At 52.0% G+C, this 18,168-nt stretch carries 18 protein-coding genes; all 18 read left to right on the top strand.

Annotated features, from left to right (window positions below):
• The first annotated feature begins 4 nt into the window (after positions 1 to 4).
• The 18 genes from AZF00_RS15115 to AZF00_RS15030 all read left to right on the top strand — a co-directional run bounded on the left by AZF00_RS15115 (position 5) and on the right by AZF00_RS15030 (position 18,161).
• On the top strand, positions 5 to 280 hold the full coding sequence (locus AZF00_RS15115) for a hypothetical protein (RefSeq protein WP_143829465.1): 276 nt from the start codon (positions 5 to 7) through the stop codon (positions 278 to 280).
• A gap of 51 nt (positions 281 to 331) precedes the next feature.
• Complete coding sequence (locus AZF00_RS15110; protein ID WP_008251762.1) at positions 332 to 976, top strand: MotA/TolQ/ExbB proton channel family protein; 645 nt, start codon at positions 332 to 334, stop codon at positions 974 to 976.
• 9 nt (positions 977 to 985) lie between these two features.
• A complete protein-coding gene (locus AZF00_RS15105; RefSeq protein ID WP_008251746.1) occupies positions 986 to 1,573 on the top strand; it encodes an ExbD/TolR family protein in 588 nt (195 codons plus the stop codon).
• On the top strand, positions 1,570 to 2,091 hold the full coding sequence (locus tag AZF00_RS15100) for an ExbD/TolR family protein (protein WP_008251745.1): 522 nt from the start codon (positions 1,570 to 1,572) through the stop codon (positions 2,089 to 2,091). The genes AZF00_RS15105 and AZF00_RS15100 overlap by 4 nt, the downstream gene beginning before the upstream one ends.
• Positions 2,088 to 3,128, top strand: a complete 1,041-nt coding sequence (locus AZF00_RS15095; protein ID WP_008251744.1) for a TonB family protein — start codon at positions 2,088 to 2,090, stop codon at positions 3,126 to 3,128. The genes AZF00_RS15100 and AZF00_RS15095 overlap by 4 nt, the downstream gene beginning before the upstream one ends.
• Before the next feature lie 659 nt (positions 3,129 to 3,787).
• The gene (locus AZF00_RS15090) at positions 3,788 to 5,041 is read left to right on the top strand and encodes an alginate export family protein (RefSeq protein WP_008251743.1); all 1,254 of its coding nucleotides are present in this window, start codon (positions 3,788 to 3,790) and stop codon (positions 5,039 to 5,041) included.
• A 100-nt stretch (positions 5,042 to 5,141) separates the two neighbouring features.
• A complete protein-coding gene (gene mpl / locus AZF00_RS15085) occupies positions 5,142 to 6,524 on the top strand; it encodes a UDP-N-acetylmuramate:L-alanyl-gamma-D-glutamyl-meso-diaminopimelate ligase (protein WP_008251742.1) in 1,383 nt (460 codons plus the stop codon).
• The gene (locus tag AZF00_RS15080; protein WP_008251741.1) at positions 6,521 to 7,120 is read left to right on the top strand and encodes a flavin prenyltransferase UbiX; all 600 of its coding nucleotides are present in this window, start codon (positions 6,521 to 6,523) and stop codon (positions 7,118 to 7,120) included. Before mpl ends, AZF00_RS15080 begins: the two co-directional genes overlap by 4 nt.
• A gap of 62 nt (positions 7,121 to 7,182) precedes the next feature.
• Positions 7,183 to 9,735, top strand: a complete 2,553-nt coding sequence (locus AZF00_RS15075) for an efflux RND transporter permease subunit (RefSeq protein ID WP_008251740.1) — start codon at positions 7,183 to 7,185, stop codon at positions 9,733 to 9,735.
• Complete coding sequence (locus tag AZF00_RS15070) at positions 9,728 to 10,345, top strand: LON peptidase substrate-binding domain-containing protein (RefSeq protein WP_008251739.1); 618 nt, start codon at positions 9,728 to 9,730, stop codon at positions 10,343 to 10,345. Before AZF00_RS15075 ends, AZF00_RS15070 begins: the two co-directional genes overlap by 8 nt.
• Positions 10,346 to 10,497: 152 nt before the next feature.
• Positions 10,498 to 11,754: a glutamate-5-semialdehyde dehydrogenase gene (locus AZF00_RS15065; protein WP_008251738.1), complete on the top strand. Its 1,257-nt coding sequence runs from the start codon at positions 10,498 to 10,500 to the stop codon at positions 11,752 to 11,754.
• On the top strand, positions 11,755 to 12,414 hold the full coding sequence (nadD, locus tag AZF00_RS15060) for a nicotinate-nucleotide adenylyltransferase (protein ID WP_008251737.1): 660 nt from the start codon (positions 11,755 to 11,757) through the stop codon (positions 12,412 to 12,414).
• Between the two features lie 22 nt (positions 12,415 to 12,436).
• Entirely contained in the window at positions 12,437 to 12,781 is a 345-nt protein-coding gene (gene rsfS / locus AZF00_RS15055) for a ribosome silencing factor (RefSeq protein WP_008251736.1), read from the top strand.
• Positions 12,771 to 13,238: a 23S rRNA (pseudouridine(1915)-N(3))-methyltransferase RlmH gene (rlmH, locus tag AZF00_RS15050; RefSeq protein WP_008251735.1), complete on the top strand. Its 468-nt coding sequence runs from the start codon at positions 12,771 to 12,773 to the stop codon at positions 13,236 to 13,238. Before rsfS ends, rlmH begins: the two co-directional genes overlap by 11 nt.
• Before the next feature lie 10 nt (positions 13,239 to 13,248).
• Positions 13,249 to 15,132, top strand: a complete 1,884-nt coding sequence (mrdA, locus tag AZF00_RS15045; RefSeq protein ID WP_008251732.1) for a penicillin-binding protein 2 — start codon at positions 13,249 to 13,251, stop codon at positions 15,130 to 15,132.
• The gene (gene rodA, locus AZF00_RS15040) at positions 15,125 to 16,270 is read left to right on the top strand and encodes a rod shape-determining protein RodA (protein WP_008251731.1); all 1,146 of its coding nucleotides are present in this window, start codon (positions 15,125 to 15,127) and stop codon (positions 16,268 to 16,270) included. The genes mrdA and rodA overlap by 8 nt, the downstream gene beginning before the upstream one ends.
• Positions 16,271 to 16,284: 14 nt before the next feature.
• Positions 16,285 to 17,304, top strand: a complete 1,020-nt coding sequence (gene mltB, locus AZF00_RS15035) for a lytic murein transglycosylase B (RefSeq protein ID WP_008251730.1) — start codon at positions 16,285 to 16,287, stop codon at positions 17,302 to 17,304.
• Complete coding sequence (locus tag AZF00_RS15030) at positions 17,301 to 18,161, top strand: septal ring lytic transglycosylase RlpA family protein (RefSeq protein WP_008251729.1); 861 nt, start codon at positions 17,301 to 17,303, stop codon at positions 18,159 to 18,161. Before mltB ends, AZF00_RS15030 begins: the two co-directional genes overlap by 4 nt.
• The last annotated feature ends 7 nt before the right edge of the window (positions 18,162 to 18,168 follow it).

The following is an 18,168-nucleotide window of genomic DNA, read 5'->3' as shown; positions in this document are numbered from 1 at the left end:
GGGTATGCAAATTTTAACAGTGGCATTGGTGCTAGGCGCGGCGCTGCCTGCCGCTGCCGAGCAAGAGATGGGCGTGACGATTCGCGGTGACGATGAGGCAGCGGTGGGACTGTATCTAATGCCTTGGGGGGAGGAGCCGGTGAGTGATATCGATCGGCCGCCGCAGTTAATTGACGAGAGCCCCAAGCCCATTAACGCCGACGAATTTCAGCGTTACGCCGAATGGCAGCAGGCCCACCGCGCTTATCGCTACTGGCGTTTGCAGTCGAATAACTGGTAGCGCAGAAGCTATCTTCAGGCTCATTAGACATTACATTTTTGAGGAATAATTATGGAAGCCTTATCGACGTTCGTCGTGTTTTTTAACAATGGCGGTCATTTCATGTACCCAATTGCTCTGGTGCTTGCCTTTGCTGTTGCCATCAGTATTGAACGCTTTATCTTCTTGAATAAATCTCTCAGGGATAATCGGCGGTTTTGGGCAAAAGTGTGGCCCATGTTAAGTGCCGGTAAACTTGGCGAGGCGGAGAACTTGATTGGCAGTTCAAAGCTGGCGGTCGCCCATATTTTGAATTGTGGTTTAGAGCAAGCTCGTATTGATAGTCGCCGCAGCGATGTGGAGATCGCCACCGAAGATGGTTTGATGGCGTTGTTGCCCGTCATTGAGCGCCGTACCCATTACCTCGCGACGTTTGCAAATGCAGCCACCTTGCTGGGGCTGCTCGGCACGGTGCTGGGTTTGATTGGCGCCTTTGCTGCACTGGGCAATGCCGATCCCGTGGAAAAAGCCAATTTGCTGTCGGCGGGTATTTCTGAGGCGATGAGCTGCACAGCATTTGGTTTGATGGTGGCGATTCCCTCGCTATTTGCCCACGCCTATTTGCAAAGTCAGGCCGGGGAGCTAGTCGACACCCTGGAGTCTGCTTGCTCGCGATTTGTCACCGCGCTTAGTCGCAGTAAATCACTGCAACACTGAGGGGTAATCATGAGCGCCATGTTTGGTATTGAGCCAGATTTTGACGAGGGGCCGCGCAGCTCGCGGCGCTTACGTCGTTTAAAACGGCGCCTGCGTCAGCGAGCCGACGGCGAGCTGAATATTGTGTCGATGATTGATGTGTTTGCGGTGCTGGTATTTTTCCTCTTGGTTGGCTCATCGGTTTCTGCCAGTAAGCTACACGCGCTGAAATTGAGCTTGCCGTCGGTGTCGCCTTCGCCTCAGGTGAGCGAGACGCCTAGCCTCGATTTAGCGGTAAGTTTGTTTGAAGATTATTTGGAGATTTCCAATAGCGACGGTGTGCAAAAGAAATTGCCTAAGCGTGATTCCGGCTACGACACTGCAGGACTCGCGCAGGTACTCATTGACATAAAAAGCACGCATCCCAGTGAAACAAAACTAAGCCTGTTGATTGCAGAAGACATTGCCTACGCCGACATCGTTGCGGTAATGGATAGCAGTAGAGAGTACCCGGTAGGCAGTGTTAGTGTGGATGGCAGCACAGCCTTGTTTCCAGTGATTTCAATGGGAGATGTTGCGCCGGGCAGTGCTAGTGCTGAGTCGGGCGTGTCGCCATGAGCCGCCGCCAGGAGCGAAAGCTAAATCGAAAAATTAAACTTGGTGGCCGTGACGTTGCGATTAATGTGGTCTCGTTAATTGATATCTTTGCCATCTTAGTTTTTTACTTATTGGTTAACGCCCTGGTGGTTGAGGTTATTCCCGAGTATCAGAATTTAATATTGCCCAGCTCCATTGCCACCGAAAAGGCCCAGCGCACGGTTACCGTCGCGGTGAGCGCCACAGCTATCTTGCTCGATGAGCAGCCAATAATGAGTGTTGAGGCAGCGCTCCAGTCGGAGCAGCGCGTCCTCGGCTTACTAGCGGCGGCGCTGCGGCCATTAGCGCGTGCAGAGGGTGTTGCTGGCGCCACGGAGTTAGACGCAGCGCAGTCGCCCGGTGCCGGTGACGTGAATATTGTTGCCGACCGAGACATACCGTATCGGCTGCTTAAAAAGATTTTAGCGACCTGCGTTGATGCGAATTTTGAACGAGTGTCGCTTGCCGTGCGGGAAATTACTCAGGGAGGCGGGGCATGAACACAGTGATCTCGGGGCCACTTTTATCGAGCCAAGGCCTGAGTGGGCATTCCGTCTTGGGTGCCGATTACTGGGGAATTATGTTTGCCGCAGATCGGCATTTTAAGCGAATTCTCGGTCATGTTATTAGCCTGCTGTTGGTGTTTTTACTTGCCTTGCCTTTTTGGGTCGTTGAAGCCCCTGAGCTCACGGCGGTAAAGCCGACAGTGAATTATGCTTTAGAACTGCTGCCGGTACCCACGCCAAAACCGTTAGCAAAACCGGCAGTTGCTAAGCCGCAGCCAAAGCCGACTACCATCGTCCAAGCATTAAAACCAGAACCACTTGCGCCAGCGCCTGTTGTGGCGCCACCAACCAAGACGGTGAATATGAAACAGCGCGAGCAGGATGCTGCCGCCGCAGCCACGCGGCGGCAGGCGGCGGCAAAGGCAGCCGCAATGCAGGCGGGCGTTATGGCTTTTAGTCAGCAGTTAGCGCAGTTGCGCGACAACAGCGATAAGGTGCTTGTTGCCGAGCAAAACCTGCGCGACCGAGGTGCAGTCAGCAAGGAGTCTATCGACCTTAGCGCCAAGCAGCTCTCGGCAAGTAAAAGTAGTGCTGGTCATGGTGACATTGGTCTGCGCAGCGTTAGTGGCCAGCAAGCTAGTACCGGCGTGGGGCAGCACAGTACAGAGCAGCTGCTTGCGATTCCGTCGCGGTCGGCGGCTACCAATAATCGCGGTGGCGAGCCTAGCAGTATAAAACCGTCGCGGAGCTTGGAGGAAATTCAACTAGCGTTTGATCGCAGTAAAACGGCTTTCTATAGCATTTTTAATCGGGCCGCTCGCAAAGACTCTAGCATTCACGCTGGCACGGTGGTGGTTAGTCTTACCATACAGCCGGACGGTTCGGTGAGTGATTGTAAAATAGTTTCATCTAGCTTTTTTAATTCTGATTTAAAAGAAAAACTTTTGCAGCGCGTGAGTATGTTGAAGTTTGAGGCGAAGGCAGTTCCGGCTTTTACCTATCCTAACTACCCTATTAGTTATATGCCGTAAAAAACGCAAGCTCGGTTCGCTGTCTATAAGCCTAGCGTCTTGGTCACCACGATAAATCTAGCTGATTAATCAGTGCGTTTCTTTCGCCTAAATTTATTGATTTTTTTCTATGTTGCTTAGCAACGTGTGAATACCTAATCTTAAGATATCAATATAAGCATATGCCACTTACTCATAATGGAAGTGGCATTGCTGCGTTTGCCGTTGGGTGTCTTTGCCTTAGGCGCGTTGTTTGTATTCTAGTGACAAGTTTTTTCCGCTGGTGTCTACGCTGATATTGCTCGGCTAATTTCCACTTTCGTATTTTTACAATCGGACTTTATTTGCCGAGCAAGCGCTGTGTCGACTTGCTTCTTTATGGTGCGGCACAAAAATAGCGCAATTTTCTGGGTGGTATTAATTGGTGCGTTTTGGCTCCAAATTGGAATTGTTGCAGTAATATTTAAAATTTATTGTGCTCGTGTTTGGGGCGAAGAGGAGGTGGTGATAGTTGATTATTTTTGTAATGCCATGATTTTAAAGTGTTTATAAATTAATTTCTGCTCAATTTTTATTGTGGCTCGTTGTTTGCTAAATCCTAGTCATCGCAAATTGATTGGGACAAGTATTGTTTGCGGTGTGCATCTGCCTAACAAACATTTATCTTAATGAGACACATTATGTTGAAAAAGAAATCATTATCCTCGGCTGTTTCTCTCGGTTTATTCGCTGCAGCAGCGCAAACTACGTTTGCGGCAGAATCTATTACCGAAGCGCTTAGTCAGGGCGAGGCCCATTTGAACTTGCGTCTGCGTTACGAATCGGTTGCCGAGGATGTGGCCGCCGGTGGTAATAAAACAGGTGACGCGCTTACCCTAAAAACCCGCGTAAATTATAAAACTGATGCCTTTAAGGGCTTTAGTGGCTTTGTTGAATTTGACGACGTCAGCAATTTTGCCGGTGATTCCAACGACAGCGTGAATGGGCAGGTTTCTGAATCGCTGATAGCCGATCCGGTAGGTAGTGAAGTTAACCAAGCCTTTATTGGCTATAGCAATTGGAATAGCGAATTTAAATATGGTCGTCAGCGCCTGACCTATGACAATCACCGTTTTGTTGGACACGTTGGCTGGCGTCAAAACGAGCAGACCTACGACGCGTTTACTGCGGCGAATAGCAGTGTCGAAAACCTGAAACTTAATTACGCCCATATTGCCAATGTAAACCGGATATTTGGCGAAGCCAGTGCGGTGGGCGACACCGAAATGGATTCTCATCTATTGAACGCCAGCTACACCCTGCCTGCCGGTACGGTAACCGGCTATGCCTATTTGCTTGAGACCGATGATAATTTAGCCGGTTTTAAGCGTATGGATACCGATACCTACGGTATCCGCTGGCAGGGTAAGGCGGGTGATCTTGCCTATAATGTTGAGTACGCGAGCCAAGAAAGCGCGGGTAATAATCCCGCCGACTACAGCTCAGACTATATGTTGGTTGAGGCTAGCTATAAACTCGCGCCGCTGACCTTAGGTCTTGGCTATGAAGCGCTTGGTGCTGACAAAGATGGCTTCTTTATCACGCCGTTGGCGACCTTGTTTAAATTCCAAGGTTGGACCGATATGTTCCTAAACAAGGGTTTGGGTAATATCAGCGAAGGTATTAACGACACCTACTTCACTGTTGGTGGCGCGGCACTGGGTGTGAATTGGTTGTTGGCCTACCACAGCTTTGAGTCTGAGCAGAATAATGCCGCCGGTGATAGCGACTTAGGTTCTGAACTTGGCGCTATGGTTACCAAAAGTTGGGGGCCATATTCTGCGGAACTGCGCTATGCCAGCTATAGTGCCGGAGACAGCACGGCCTTTAACGGCGGTGGTCTGAGCTTAACGGACACAGAGAAAGTATGGCTGACCTTGAGCGCTAACTTCTAAACGTTAATGCCTAATCACGCAATGCGATGCGCTGGCGTAGAGCTGGCGCGATAGCAGTGATACCATGCCACACAGACTTTTCTGTGTGGCGTTTTTATCTATGCACCTTCATATTTTGGGAATTTGCGGCACCTTTATGGGTGGCTTAGCCATTCTCGCCCGCGAGCTTGGCCACACCGTGACCGGCTCCGATGCCAATGTTTACCCGCCCATGAGTATCCAGCTGGAATCTCAAGGTATTACCTTGATGGAAGGCTATGAGGCGGCACATCTAACGCCCGAGCCAGACTTGGTGATTATTGGCAACGCCATGTCGCGGGGTAACCCGGCGGTTGAACATGTATTAAATCGCGGTATTCCCTACACCTCCGGCCCTCAATGGCTGAGTGACAATGTGCTGCAAAGTCGCTGGGTGCTGGCCTGCGCCGGTACCCACGGTAAAACCACCACCAGCAGTATGTTGGCCTGGGTGCTGGAAGATTGCGGCTTTCAGCCGGGATTCTTAATTGGTGGTGTTCCCGCCGATTTTGGTTTGTCGGCGCGCCTTGGTCAGACTGACTTCTTCGTGATTGAGGCCGATGAATACGATAGCGCCTTTTTTGATAAGCGCTCAAAATTCGTCCATTACCGTCCCTACACCGCTATTTTGAATAATTTAGAATTTGATCACGCCGACATTTTCCCGGACTTGGCGGCAATTCAGCGCCAGTTCCATCATTTGGTTCGTACTGTGCCCGCCATTGGCCGTATTGTTATTCCGTCCGGTGAGAGCGCTTTGGATGATGTGCTGGATATGGGGTGCTGGAGTGAAGTGGAGCGCGTTAGTAGCGAGAAGGGGCGGGCAGCAGACTGGCAGGCTAAGGTGCTCAGCGATGATTTTTCTCAGTTCGACGTACTTTATAAAGGCTTAGTCCAAGGGCGGGTGAACTGGGCGCACACCGGCGCTCACAATGTCAATAATGCGCTGGTGACCTTGGCCGCCGCTCACCATATTGGTGTTCAACCTAAAGATGGTATTGACGCCTTATGCCAGTTTCAGGGTGTTAAGCGGCGTATGGAGGTGCTTGCCACGGTGGCGGGGATTACCGTGTACGATGATTTTGCTCACCACCCCACGGCGATTGCGACAACCTTGCAGGGCCTGCGGGGACGGGTGGCAGAGGGAAGAATTATTGCCTTGATAGAACCGCGCTCCAATACCATGCGTATGGGTATCTATAAAGATCGCTTGGCGCCTGCAGTAGCATATGCAGACGAAGTGATTTGGTATCAGCCACCAGGCTTAAATTGGTCCTTAGACTCAGTGATTGCGGACAGCGCAACACCGGCGCGGTTGAGCGTGGATCTTGAGCAAACCATTGCCGAACTCAGTGCTAGCTTAAAGGCAGGAGATCACGTGGTGATTATGAGTAACGGCGGCTTTGGTGGTGTACATCAGCGCTTGATAAAGGCGCTGCGCAAGCGCTGGGAGGCGTCGCAATGAAATCGGTTACGCTGGCGATGACTGGCGCCTCTGGCGCGCAATATGGTTTGCGGCTGCTGGAATGTCTGTTGGCAGCGGGCTGCGAGGTACATTTTATGATTTCCAAGGCGGCGCTATTAGTTGTGGCGACCGAAACCGAGGAGACCCTGCCGGCCAAGCCTGCGGCGTTGTCGCGCTATTTGTGCGAGCGCTTTCAATGTACGCCGGAACAACTTAAGGTGCATGGCCCTGAAGACTGGATGGCGTCAGTGGCTTCTGGCAGCGGTGCGCCGAGCGCCATGGTGGTGTGCCCGGCCAGTACCGGTACGCTGTCTGCCATTGCCTGTGGAGCAAGTAATAATTTAATTGAACGCGCCGCCGATGTCGCGCTCAAAGAGCGCCGCCAATTGATTTTGGTGCCCAGAGAAATGCCCTTATCGGCGATTCATTTGCAGCATATGCTCAGTCTGACGCAAATGGGGGCGACGGTGATGCCTGCGTCGCCTGGTTTCTACCGCAAGCCCCAAAGCGTGGCTGATGTGATTGATTTTGTGGTGGCGAGAATTTTGGATCACCTTGGCGTGGCGCAGGAATTAGTGCCGCGCTGGGGCGAATAAAGAATAAGGTTTTAAAAATCGGACGCGCCTGCGAGGCGACTAACCAAGCTTAAGGGTTAAATATGAGTGGAATGCTGCTGTCGATTTACCAACGCGTAATACTGCGTAATGCATTTTGGGTTTTGGCGATATTGCTCGCCATAGTCGGCTGGTTGGGAAGCTATATTCCTACCTTGCAGCTCGACGCTTCCGCTGATGCCTTGGTACTAGAGGGCGACGAGTCGCTGGCCTATTACCGTGATATAAGTAAGCGCTACGGTTCTGAAGATTTCCTGTTGGTGACGTATCAACCGCAGGCCGATTTGTTTGCCCCAGAGCAGTTGCAGACGCTTGGCGAACTGCGTGACCGTCTGGCGGAATTGCCTAATGTCTCTAATGTAACCTCGATACTGGACGTGCCTTTACTGGAGAGTCCGCGGGTGTCGCTGAGTCAGGTCACGGCGGGAGAGATTCCGACCCTGCGTACGCCGGGTATTGATATGGACATGGTCCGCGAAGAGCTTGCGACCAGTCCGATTTACAAATCTTTACTGACCAGTACCGACGGCAGCACCACTGCAATTCAGGTCAATATTCAGCGCGACGAGCGTTATTATGAACTGCTAAATCAACGCGACGCGCTGCGCGTCAAGGCTGCGGCGGAAACCATTAGCGCTGACGAACAGGCAGCGTTGGATGACTTAGAAAAAACCTTTGCAGATTACACGGCCGAGGCCCACGAGCGGCAGGCTAAGTTAGTTGCCTTGGCGCGGGACATTGTTAAGGATTATCGCGGCGATGCCACGGTGTTTCTCGGCGGCGTCCCGATGATCGCGGTGGATATGATCGCCTTTGTTAAAAGCGATTTGCGGGTGTTTGGCGCTGGCATACTGCTGTTTATTGTGGTGTTGTTGACGGTGATTTTCCGTAGTCTGCGCTGGGTGTTAATCCCTCTGTCGACCTGTGTATTGAATGTGGTCTTTATGCTGGGTCTGCTGAGTTTTCTCGACTGGCGACTCACGGTTATCTCTGCGAATTTCGTGGCTTTGCTGCTGATTATTACCTTGTCGGTCACCATCCATCTTGTGGTGCGTTACCGAGAGTATTCTGCTGCTCAGCCAGAGGCGGATCAATTTAGCCTGGTCTCGCAAACCACCGCGATTATGGCCATGCCGTGTTTGTACACCACGTTAACGACCTTGGTGGCGTTTGCCTCCTTGGTGGTTAGCGGTATTCGTCCGGTAATTGATTTTGGTTGGATGATGACTATTGGTGTGGTGTCGGCACTGGTGTTGACCTTTATTGTTATGCCCTGCGCAATGATGCTCATGAAGCGCCGCAATGAAAAGGGCAGCTCGGATGATAGCGCGGCATTTACGCGGTATTTTGCCGTGGCTACCGAGCGCTTTGGGCGCACAGTGGTCGTGGTGTCTACAGGGCTCTTGCTGCTGAGTGTGTGGGGCATTACTCAGCTCAAAGTCGAAAACCGCTTTATTGACTACTTCCACGATACCACTGAAATTTATCAGGGTATGGAGACGATTGACGCTGAGTTGGGGGGCACTATTCCTCTCGATATTATTTTGGACCTGCCTAAGGAAGACCCCGTCGCCGAGAAGGCTGTAAATAGCGGCGGCGATGATTTTGACGATTTCAGTAACGATTTCGCCAATGACTTTGCCGATGATTTCGGCGGTGATTTTGGTGACGCAGGTGCTGCGCAGAGCGAGTGGTTCACCGTTGCCGGCTTGCAGCGAATTCAATCTGTACACGATTATGTTGATGGTTTGCCAGAGACCGGCAAGGTGCTGTCGCTGTCGACCTTTTATGAATTGATGCAGATTATTATGGGTAATGTCGACGACCTGCAATTGGCGCTTGCTCAGCGCTCATTGCCGGAGTCGATTTCGTCCATTTTGATTGATCCCTATATGTCGGCAGAAGTCGATCAAGTGCGCATCAGCGTGCGGGTTAAAGAAACCAGTCGCACCCTGAATCGCAATCAGCTATTGATTGATATTGAAGATCATTTGGTGAATGAGTTGGGCTTTGCGCCGGAGCAAGTGCACTTAACCGGTATGTTAGTTTTATACAATAATATGCTGCAAAGCCTGTTTACCTCGCAGATTATGACCTTGAGCGCGGTATTTGTAGCCATACTGGCCATGTTTATGGTGTTGTTCCGCTCATTGAGCCTGGCGCTTATTGCCTTGGCGCCCAATTTATTGGCGGCTGGCGCGGTATTGGGCGGCATGGGTTTGGCGGGTATTCCGCTGGACATGATGACGATCACCATTGCGGCGATCACCGTGGGTATTGGTGTGGATAACACCATTCACTATGTGCATCGCTTTAAGCAAGAATTTCCGACTGACCGCAATTACTTGGCAACCATGTACCGCTGTCACGCCAGTATTGGTAAGGCAATGTATTACACCTCCAGTATTATTATTTTTGGTTTCTCGATTCTGGCCTTGTCTAATTTTACGCCAAGTATTTATTTTGGCTTGTTAACCGGCTTGGCGATGCTGGCGGCATTGCTGGGCGCCATGTTGTTGCTGCCAAAGCTGCTGTTGGTGATTAAACCTCTAGGCCCTGAAATAGCCATAGAAAAGGCTGCGGATAAGAATGTCTGACTTAGGTTCGAGCGCGGTAGCAGAGCTACCGCTATTTCCCTTAAGCACGGTGTTGCTGCCCGGTGGTCGCATGGGCTTGCGGATTTTTGAACGTCGTTACCTGGACTTGATTCGCGATACCATGCGCAATCAGCAGAGCTTTGGTGTTGTTTGGTTGGCCGAGGGTGGCGCTGAGGTGCTTAAGCCGGGAGAGCGGCAGGCGACCTTGGCTCAAATCGGCACTGAAGCGCATATTGCGGACTGGGACCAACTCCCAGATGGCTTGTTGGGGGTTGTGGTTGAGGGCGGTCGTCGCTTTCAGTTGGCGTCGGCTCGTCAGGACGATACTGGTCTGTATATAGGCGAGGTCAGCTGGCTGACCGAGCAGGAAGATGTCGCGTTGCCGTCGCGCAGTACTGAGTTACATGAATTGTTGCAGCAGTTGGGCGACCACCCCCATGTTCAGCGTTTAGGAATGCAGCTAAATGTGGAGACAGCGGGTGCTTTGGCCAACAGTTTGGCGCAATTGCTGCCATTGCCCGCCGCCGACGCTTACCAAATTCTTGGTATCGACGCGCCTCTGGCACGTTTAGATGCCCTTCACGATATTTTGGATGCGCTGTCGAGCTAGTAAAGCTAGCCGACGGCACTCTGTACATATTGTCGATAGTGAGTCCTTTTCCAATCCGTTATACTAGCGGTCATTTTTCGTTCTCCTATTATGTGGGAATTAGCAGGTATTGACCTTCGCGATAGCGCGTAGGTGAGAGGATTAGAAGGCTCATGGATATTAAGCAGTATATGAATCAGCTGGGGCGTCAGGCGCGGCTTGCTGCGCGGCTGGTGGCAGCGGCTGATACCGGTGTTAAAAATCGCGCCCTGCTGGCGATCGCTGCGGCAGTAGACGCTAGGCGCGACGATATTCTTGCCGCCAATGCCAAAGACGTTGCGGCGGGTGAGGCCTCTGGTCTCGACGCGGCATTGCTGGATCGTTTGGCGCTCAATGCCGCTGGTATTGCCGGTATTATTGAAGGCTTGACTCAAGTTGCAGCGCTGGCTGACCCGGTTGGCGCCATCACTGATTTAAACTACCGGCCCAGTGGTATTCAGGTTGGTAAAATGCGGGTGCCGTTGGGCGTTATTGGCATTATTTATGAGTCTCGCCCCAATGTGACCGTTGAGGCAGCCAGTTTGTGCCTAAAGTCAGGGAATGCGGCGATTCTGCGTGGCGGCTCTGAAGCGATTCACTCAAATCAAGCTCTCGCTGCGTGTATTCGCGAAGGCCTAGTGGCGGCTGGCCTGCCTGAGCATGCTGTTCAGGTACTGGAAACCACGGATCGCGCGGCGGTCGGTGAATTGATTACCATGCCCGAGTATGTTGACGTGGTTGTGCCCCGAGGCGGCAAGGGCTTAATAGAGCGTATTGCCCGAGACGCCACGGTAACCGTGATTAAGCACCTCGATGGCATTTGTCATGTTTATATTGATGACGCCGCCGATGCTGAAAAAGCGTTGGCAATTGCAGTGAACGCCAAAACCCATCGCTATGGTACCTGCAATACCATGGAAACCTTGTTGATAGCCGAGAGTCGTGCTGAAGAGTTGCTGCCCGCCATTGCCGATGCATTGTTGGCAAAGGGCGTTGAGCTGCGCGGCTGCCCGCGCACCCGGCAGATTTTGATGGGGGCGGTAGAGGCTAGCGAGGAGGATTGGGGTACAGAGTATTTGGCCGCAATACTGTCTATTAAAGTGGTGGCTGATGTCGATGAGGCTATGGATCATATCGCCCGTTACAGCTCTGCTCATACCGAATCCATCGTGACTGAAAATTACACCACTGGCCGCCGCTTTTTGCGCGAAGTGGATTCTAGCTCGGTAATGATTAATGCCTCGACTCGGTTTGCCGACGGTTTTGAATATGGTTTGGGCGCGGAAATTGGTATTTCCACCGACAAAATACATGCTCGTGGCCCAGTAGGGCTGGAAGGTTTGACCTCGCAGAAGTACGTGGTACTCGGCGATGGCCATATTCGTCGTTAAATGACCGATTCGCATAAGGCTATTGAATCGCTGGCGATTTTTGGTGGCACTTTTGATCCCATTCATCACGGTCATCTGCGGTCGGCGATAGAAATTAAAGAGGCATTGGGTGTTGATGAGTTGGCGTTATTGCCGAGTCATCGACCGCCATTGCGGGGGCAGCCCGGTGCCGATAGCGCCCAGCGCTTGGCGATGGTTAGCGCTGCCGTCGCCGGGGAGCCGGGTTTGGCTGTCGACGGACGTGAATTATTGCGGGAAACCCCGTCGTATACCGTTGATACCTTGCGGGAGTTACGTGCTGAACGCGGCACCGAGGTATCGATTACGGTGATTATGGGCAGTGACGCGTTTAATCAGTTGCAGCGCTGGCGAGATTGGCCGTCGCTGTTTCGTTTGGCTAATGTATTGGTTTTGCATCGCGCCGCACATCCTTTAGCAATGGATGCGCAGGTGGCGAATTTTGTGGTTGATCGCAAGCTTGGCTCAGCATCGGCACTGACAGCGCACAGTGCCGGTGGGTTTTATGACACAGGTTTGATTCAGTTGCCGATCTCGGCTACTGATATCCGCCAGCGCCTGGCCTCTGGGAGGTCAATTCGTTACCTTGTTCCCGACGTTGTCGCGGACTATATCGCTGAACACGGTTTATATACACAGTGAAATACATAGGAATACCCGTTTGATGAACGCTGAACAACTCCAAAAGCTGGTGCAGAAAGCCCTTGACGATGTAAAAGGCCGAGATATTGTGACCCTAGATGTGCGTGGCATGAGTGGCGTTACTGACTATATGGTGGTGTGCAGTGGCACTTCGAATCGTCATGTAAAATCCTTGGCAGACAATGTATGGGTTGAGACCAAAAAGCAGAATGTGGTGCCGATCGGCATGGAAGGCCAAGATACCGGTGAATGGGTTTTGGTCGATTTAGGCGATGTGGTAGTGCACGTGATGTTGCCAGAAGCTCGCTTGTTTTATGATCTTGAGCGCCTGTGGCAAGTGCCAGAGCCGGGAACTGATGAGAGTTAGTTTAATCTGCATAGGCACTAAAATGCCGGCTTGGGTCGAGGAGGGGGTTGCGGAATACCGCAAGCGCCTGCCCGCCGAGATACAGTTTGATATTAAAGAATTGCCCCTGCCTAAGCGGGGCAAGAATACCGATATTCGCCGCGCTATTGCCCAGGAAGGCGACGCGATGACGGCGGCGATTTCCGCTGGTGATCGTGTTATTGCCCTCGATGTATTGGGTAAGGCCGTCAGTACAGAAAGCTTGGCTGAGGCCTTGGCAAACTGGCAAATGGACGGCGACAATATCAGCATTTTGGTTGGTGGCCCCGACGGTCTCAGTCCGGCGTGTTTGGCTTTAGCTAAGCAAAAATGGTCGCTGTCAGCCATGACCCTGCCTCATCCACTGGTTAGGGTATTGTTTGCCGAGCAGCTCTACCGGGCGTGGACAATTAATAATAACCATCCCTACCACCGCTGATGACTGTGTCATGACTAGGCGCCAACAGCTTAAAAACACGCACTATGAACGCCGGGTTTACCGCCATCGGGTGGCGATTTCCATTATATTCGTAGTGACAATGATATCGATTTTGATTGCCCGTTATGGGCAGTTACAAATCGCCGATTACAATATTTACAAAACCCACTCTGATCGCAATCGTATTCAGCTGTTGCCCATCGCACCTAAGCGCGGTTTGATTTTTGATCGCAATGGCGTGTTATTGGCTGAAAATATTCCCAGCTATACCTTAACCGTCGTTAAGGAGCGCCTTGCGTCGCTGGATGAAACCTTGGCTATTATCGGTGAGCTAATTCCCCTTGCCGACGAGGATATTGAGCAGTTTCGCAAGCGCTTGAGTCGGCGCAGACCCTATGAAGCAGTGCCGCTGAAATTTCGCGTTAGCGAAGAGGAAATTGCCAAGATTGCAGTTAATCGCTACCGCATTCCCGGAGTGGAAATTGACGCGCAATTGGTGCGGCACTATCCCCACGGCGAGCTATTTGCGCATGTGCTGGGTTATGTTGGGCGGATCAGCGAGCGTGAGCTTGACGAGATCGACCCCGTTAATTACAGCGGCACCCACCATATCGGTAAAATTGGTCTGGAAAAGTATTACGAAGAGTTGCTGCACGGCACAGTAGGCTATCAAAACGTTGAGAGTAATGCCCACGGCCGTATATTGCGGGTTTTAGAGCGCCATGACCCCCAGCCGGGTGGCGATATTCATCTCAGTGTTGACGCCTATGTTCAGCAGGTTGCCTTCGATGCGCTAAAGGGTCAGCGCGGCGCGATAGTGGCAATGGACCCAAGCACGGGGGGGATTATCGCGATGGTGAGCACCCCGAGCTATGACGCCAATTTATTTGTTAACGGTATTAGCAGCGCCGATTACAACGCCCTGCAAAATGACCCAGACCTCCCCCTCTATAACCGCGCCTTACAAGGGCAGTATCCTCCGGCATCGACCATTAAGCCGATTTGGGGCCTGGCGGGTTTACAGTATGGCATGGTGACGACAGCCACGCGTATTGCGGATCCGGGTTGGTTTACGCTACCCAACGACAGCCGCCGTTACCGAGATTGGAAGCGGGGTGGTCACGGCTATTCGGTGAATTTAGAGCAGGCCATTGTGCAATCCTGCGACGTCTATTTTTATGAGTTGGCGTACCGATTGGGGATTGATCGACTTCACGATTTTGGCGCGCGCTTTGGTCTGGGTGTGCCCACTGGTATTGATAATACCAATGAGCGCAGTGGTTTATTGCCATCACGGGCGTGGAAGGAAGAGGTCCGCAATAGTCACTGGTATCCAGGTGAGACCATTAGCGTCGGCATTGGCCAGGGCTTTATGCTCGCTACGCCGCTGCAATTGGCGGTGGCGACATCGGTTATCGCGTCGCGGGGTGAGTTGCGCGCTCCGCGCTTGTTGGCGTCGGTTGACGGTGAAAAGGTTCTTGCGCCGCTGCTAGGTCGAATGGATGATGTGCCCGATGTTTATTGGGACGCCATCACCCAGGGGATGGAACAGGTGGTGGCTGGCCCCCAGGGTACTGCGAGGGGCTTAAAAGCCGGGTTGACGTATCGGATGGCGGCGAAAACCGGTACTGCACAGGTTGTTGGTATCGCGGCCGGTGAAAAATACGACTCCAGTACGCTTCATAAGCGTAATTGGGATCACGCTTTATTTGTGGCCTTTGCTCCAGCGGAGGACCCTAAAATAGCCGTGTCGGTGATTATTGAAAATGGTGAGCACGGCGGCAGCGTTGCAGGCCCTGCGGCACGAAAAGTATTTGAGGCTTTTTTGGTCGGCGAACCGAAAACTGGACCAACGCCAATGGATATCACGCCTGAGGTATGGGTAGATGAATAATTCAGATTTTGTACGCCAGCTCCCCGGCAGTAACCGCAGTATTAGTAGTCAGCGCAGCATCAGTCAGCGTTTGCGTATTGATATTCCGTTATTGCTTTTGTTGTTGATATTGAGTGGCGTTGGTCTCGGTGTGCTATACAGTGCCAGTGATGGCAGCATGGACACGGTAATACGCCAGGGGCGCTACTTATCAGTCGCCTTTGTGGTGATGCTGCTGGTCGCCCAGCTCCACCCTGAGCAGCTACAGCGCTGGGCGCCTTTCGCCTATATTGGCTGTGTTATGTTGTTATTGGCGGTGGATTTCGTCGGTGTGGGGGCCAAGGGTGCCCAGCGCTGGCTAGCCATTGGTGGTTTTCGTTTTCAGCCTTCAGAGATTGCCAAATTGGTGATGCCGATGGCCGTCGCGTGGTATTTGTCGACCCATCCGCTGCCGCCGAGTTTTCGCCACACCTTTATCAGTTTGGTTTTGATACTAATTCCAACTGGGTTGATCGTTATTCAGCCTGATTTGGGCACGTCGATTTTGATCGCAACCTCGGGCATTTTTGTGCTGTTTTTAGCCGGTATTAGCTGGGGTTTTATATTTTCTTGCTTGGGCCTGCTGGCGATGATGGCTTACCCAATGTGGGAGTTTGTGCTCCACGACTACCAGCGCCAGCGCATTCTGACGATGCTCAACCCCGAAAGTGATAAGCTTGGCGCGGGTTGGAATATCATTCAGTCAAAAACCGCGATAGGCTCCGGCGGCTTTGAGGGCAAGGGCTGGCTGCTGGGTACCCAGTCGCATTTGGACTTTTTGCCAGAAAGTCACACCGATTTTATTATCGCGGTACTTGCTGAGGAATTCGGCCTGCGTGGGGTATTGCTGTTATTGTTACTCTATGGCTTGATCGTTAGTCGCGGTCTGTGGATTGCTAGCCAGGCAAAACAATGCTTCGGCCGCTTATTAGGCGGGAGTATTATTCTCACTTTCTTTGTCTATGTCTTTGTGAACATGGGCATGGTCTCGGGTTTGCTGCCAGTGGTGGGTGTACCCCTACCGTTGGTGAGTCAAGGCGGTACTTCACTGGTGACTCTATTAGTGGGGTTTGGGATTTTGATGGGTATTTGCGCCGATGAGCGTTTAGTACACCAGTAATAATAGGATTTACTGTGAAAAACCAATATAAATTAACAACGAAGATAAAGCAGTTGTGCGGCGGTGTGGCCACTGCGCTGTTACTCGCCAGCCCAAGTATTGCCGATTATAGCGCTCATCCTGGTTCCGAGGCGTTTATTAAGACCATGGTCGAAAAGCATAATTTTGACCGTGATTGGGTGATCGGTGTGCTTAAGCAGGCCGAGCCAAAGCAGTCTATTTTAGACGCAATGTCACGTCCGGCGGAGTCGGTGATGACTTGGGGTCGTTACCGCAAAATATTTATTCAAGACTCCAGAGTCGATCAAGGCGCTGAGTTTTGGCGAGAGCACCGCGCTACTTTAGCGCGCGCGGAGCGCGAATATGGCGTGCCGGCCTCAATGATCGTCGGCATTATTGGGGTAGAGACTCGGTACGGCCGTAATAAAGGCAGTTACCGCGTGGTTGATGCCTTGGCCACTCTGGGGTTTGACTTCCCGCGTCGCAGTAGCTTTTTCCTTGGTCAGCTCGAGGAATATATGTTGATGGTGCGAGAGCAGAGCTTTGATCCCTTTGATCTCAAGGGCTCGTATGCTGGGGCCATGGGCTTTGGCCAGTTTATACCGAGCAGCTACCGCGCCTATGCCGTCGATTTTGATGGCGACGGCAAAATTGATATTGTAAACAACCCTGTGGATGCGATTGGCAGCGTGGCTAATTATTTCAAACGTCACGGCTGGCGTGCGGGCGAGCCTGTGGTCAGTGGTGCGGTTTTGAAGGAAAATGCCGATACCAGTTTGTTTAACGCGGGTCTCAAGCCGACGAAAACCGTTTTGGAGCTTAGTAAGGCGGGCATTGGTAGTGATCGCGCATTGCCGCCCGAGCTGAAAGCCACCGCGATGAAGCTCGACGGCGACGAGGGTGATGAGTACTGGATTGGCTTGAAAAACTTTTACGTCATTACGCGTTATAACCATAGTGCGATGTATGCGATGGCCGCCTATCAACTCAGTCAATTGATTGAGGCCAAGGTGAATGGGGTAGCTGGATCTTGAGTTTGCGCTTTGTTTTTGCCTTTGCGATGCTCCTACTACTGGCGGCCTGTGCGCCATTAAGTCAGGTGCCAGATAGCAGCTCGAAAACGCCCGTGTCGGCAACACCAAAGCCCACTAATCACGGCCGCTACCAACAGCAGCACGATGGTGCGCCGTTGGTTCGTCTCGATCCGGCGACCATTGTCGATGCCACGCCTCGGCACGAACCAATAAGGGCGTCGGGTAATACTAGCCCCTATGTGGTGAACGGCAAGGAATATACTTTGCTTGCCGATCACCGTCGCTATAAAGAGCGAGGTATCGCCTCGTGGTATGGCACTAAGTTTGACGGCCATGCGACCTCGAATGGCGAAACCTATAGTCTTTATGACATGAGTGCGGCCCACCGCACACTGCCGATACCGGTGTATGTCAAAGTAACTAATTTGCGCAACGGCCGCACCGCCGTTGTGCGGGTCAATGATCGTGGCCCCTTCCACTCAGATCGCATCATGGATTTGTCTTATGCGGCAGCGGTAAAACTGGGGTTTTCTGACCAGGGTACCGCACCGGTGGAAATTGAGATCATAGACACGGATAATAGCCACGTGGTCAGCGGCACAGAGGCGACTCGGTATTATTTGCAGGTTGGCGCATTTAAACAGCTGTCTTCGGCAACAGAATTACAGCGCAATTTAAGCGCTGGATTAGGCTATCCCGTGTTGATTGCCAGTGGCAGTGGCAAACGCGGCAATGATTTGCATCGCGTGCGGGTTGGCCCGTTTGTTGACTATTCCTCGGCTCAAGCCGCCAAAAAAGTACTAAAGCAGCGTTGGTCGGGAGAACCCCATTTGGTGGTTGAGACCAATGACTCCTAAATTGTTA

The organism is Zhongshania aliphaticivorans, from assembly GCF_001586255.1.
GTDB classification, from domain to species: Bacteria; Pseudomonadota; Gammaproteobacteria; order Pseudomonadales; family Spongiibacteraceae; genus Spongiibacter; species Spongiibacter aliphaticivorans.
This window is presented reverse-complemented; position numbering and strand designations above follow the sequence as displayed.

Excerpts from the sequence above, each read along its gene's own strand:
- AZF00_RS15115 (WP_143829465.1), top strand. The coding sequence starts at position 5 with ATGCAAATTTTAACAGTGGCATTGGTGCTAGGCGCGGCGCTGCCTGCC.
- AZF00_RS15110 (WP_008251762.1), top strand. The coding sequence starts at position 332 with ATGGAAGCCTTATCGACGTTCGTCGTGTTTTTTAACAATGGCGGTCAT.
- AZF00_RS15105 (WP_008251746.1), top strand. The coding sequence starts at position 986 with ATGAGCGCCATGTTTGGTATTGAGCCAGATTTTGACGAGGGGCCGCGC.
- AZF00_RS15100 (WP_008251745.1), top strand. The coding sequence starts at position 1,570 with ATGAGCCGCCGCCAGGAGCGAAAGCTAAATCGAAAAATTAAACTTGGT.
- AZF00_RS15095 (WP_008251744.1), top strand. The coding sequence starts at position 2,088 with ATGAACACAGTGATCTCGGGGCCACTTTTATCGAGCCAAGGCCTGAGT.
- AZF00_RS15090 (WP_008251743.1), top strand. The coding sequence starts at position 3,788 with ATGTTGAAAAAGAAATCATTATCCTCGGCTGTTTCTCTCGGTTTATTC.
- mpl (WP_008251742.1), top strand. The coding sequence starts at position 5,142 with ATGCACCTTCATATTTTGGGAATTTGCGGCACCTTTATGGGTGGCTTA.
- AZF00_RS15080 (WP_008251741.1), top strand. The coding sequence starts at position 6,521 with ATGAAATCGGTTACGCTGGCGATGACTGGCGCCTCTGGCGCGCAATAT.
- AZF00_RS15075 (WP_008251740.1), top strand. The coding sequence starts at position 7,183 with ATGAGTGGAATGCTGCTGTCGATTTACCAACGCGTAATACTGCGTAAT.
- AZF00_RS15070 (WP_008251739.1), top strand. The coding sequence starts at position 9,728 with ATGTCTGACTTAGGTTCGAGCGCGGTAGCAGAGCTACCGCTATTTCCC.
- AZF00_RS15065 (WP_008251738.1), top strand. The coding sequence starts at position 10,498 with ATGGATATTAAGCAGTATATGAATCAGCTGGGGCGTCAGGCGCGGCTT.
- nadD (WP_008251737.1), top strand. The coding sequence starts at position 11,755 with ATGACCGATTCGCATAAGGCTATTGAATCGCTGGCGATTTTTGGTGGC.
- rsfS (WP_008251736.1), top strand. The coding sequence starts at position 12,437 with ATGAACGCTGAACAACTCCAAAAGCTGGTGCAGAAAGCCCTTGACGAT.
- rlmH (WP_008251735.1), top strand. The coding sequence starts at position 12,771 with ATGAGAGTTAGTTTAATCTGCATAGGCACTAAAATGCCGGCTTGGGTC.
- mrdA (WP_008251732.1), top strand. The coding sequence starts at position 13,249 with ATGACTAGGCGCCAACAGCTTAAAAACACGCACTATGAACGCCGGGTT.
- rodA (WP_008251731.1), top strand. The coding sequence starts at position 15,125 with ATGAATAATTCAGATTTTGTACGCCAGCTCCCCGGCAGTAACCGCAGT.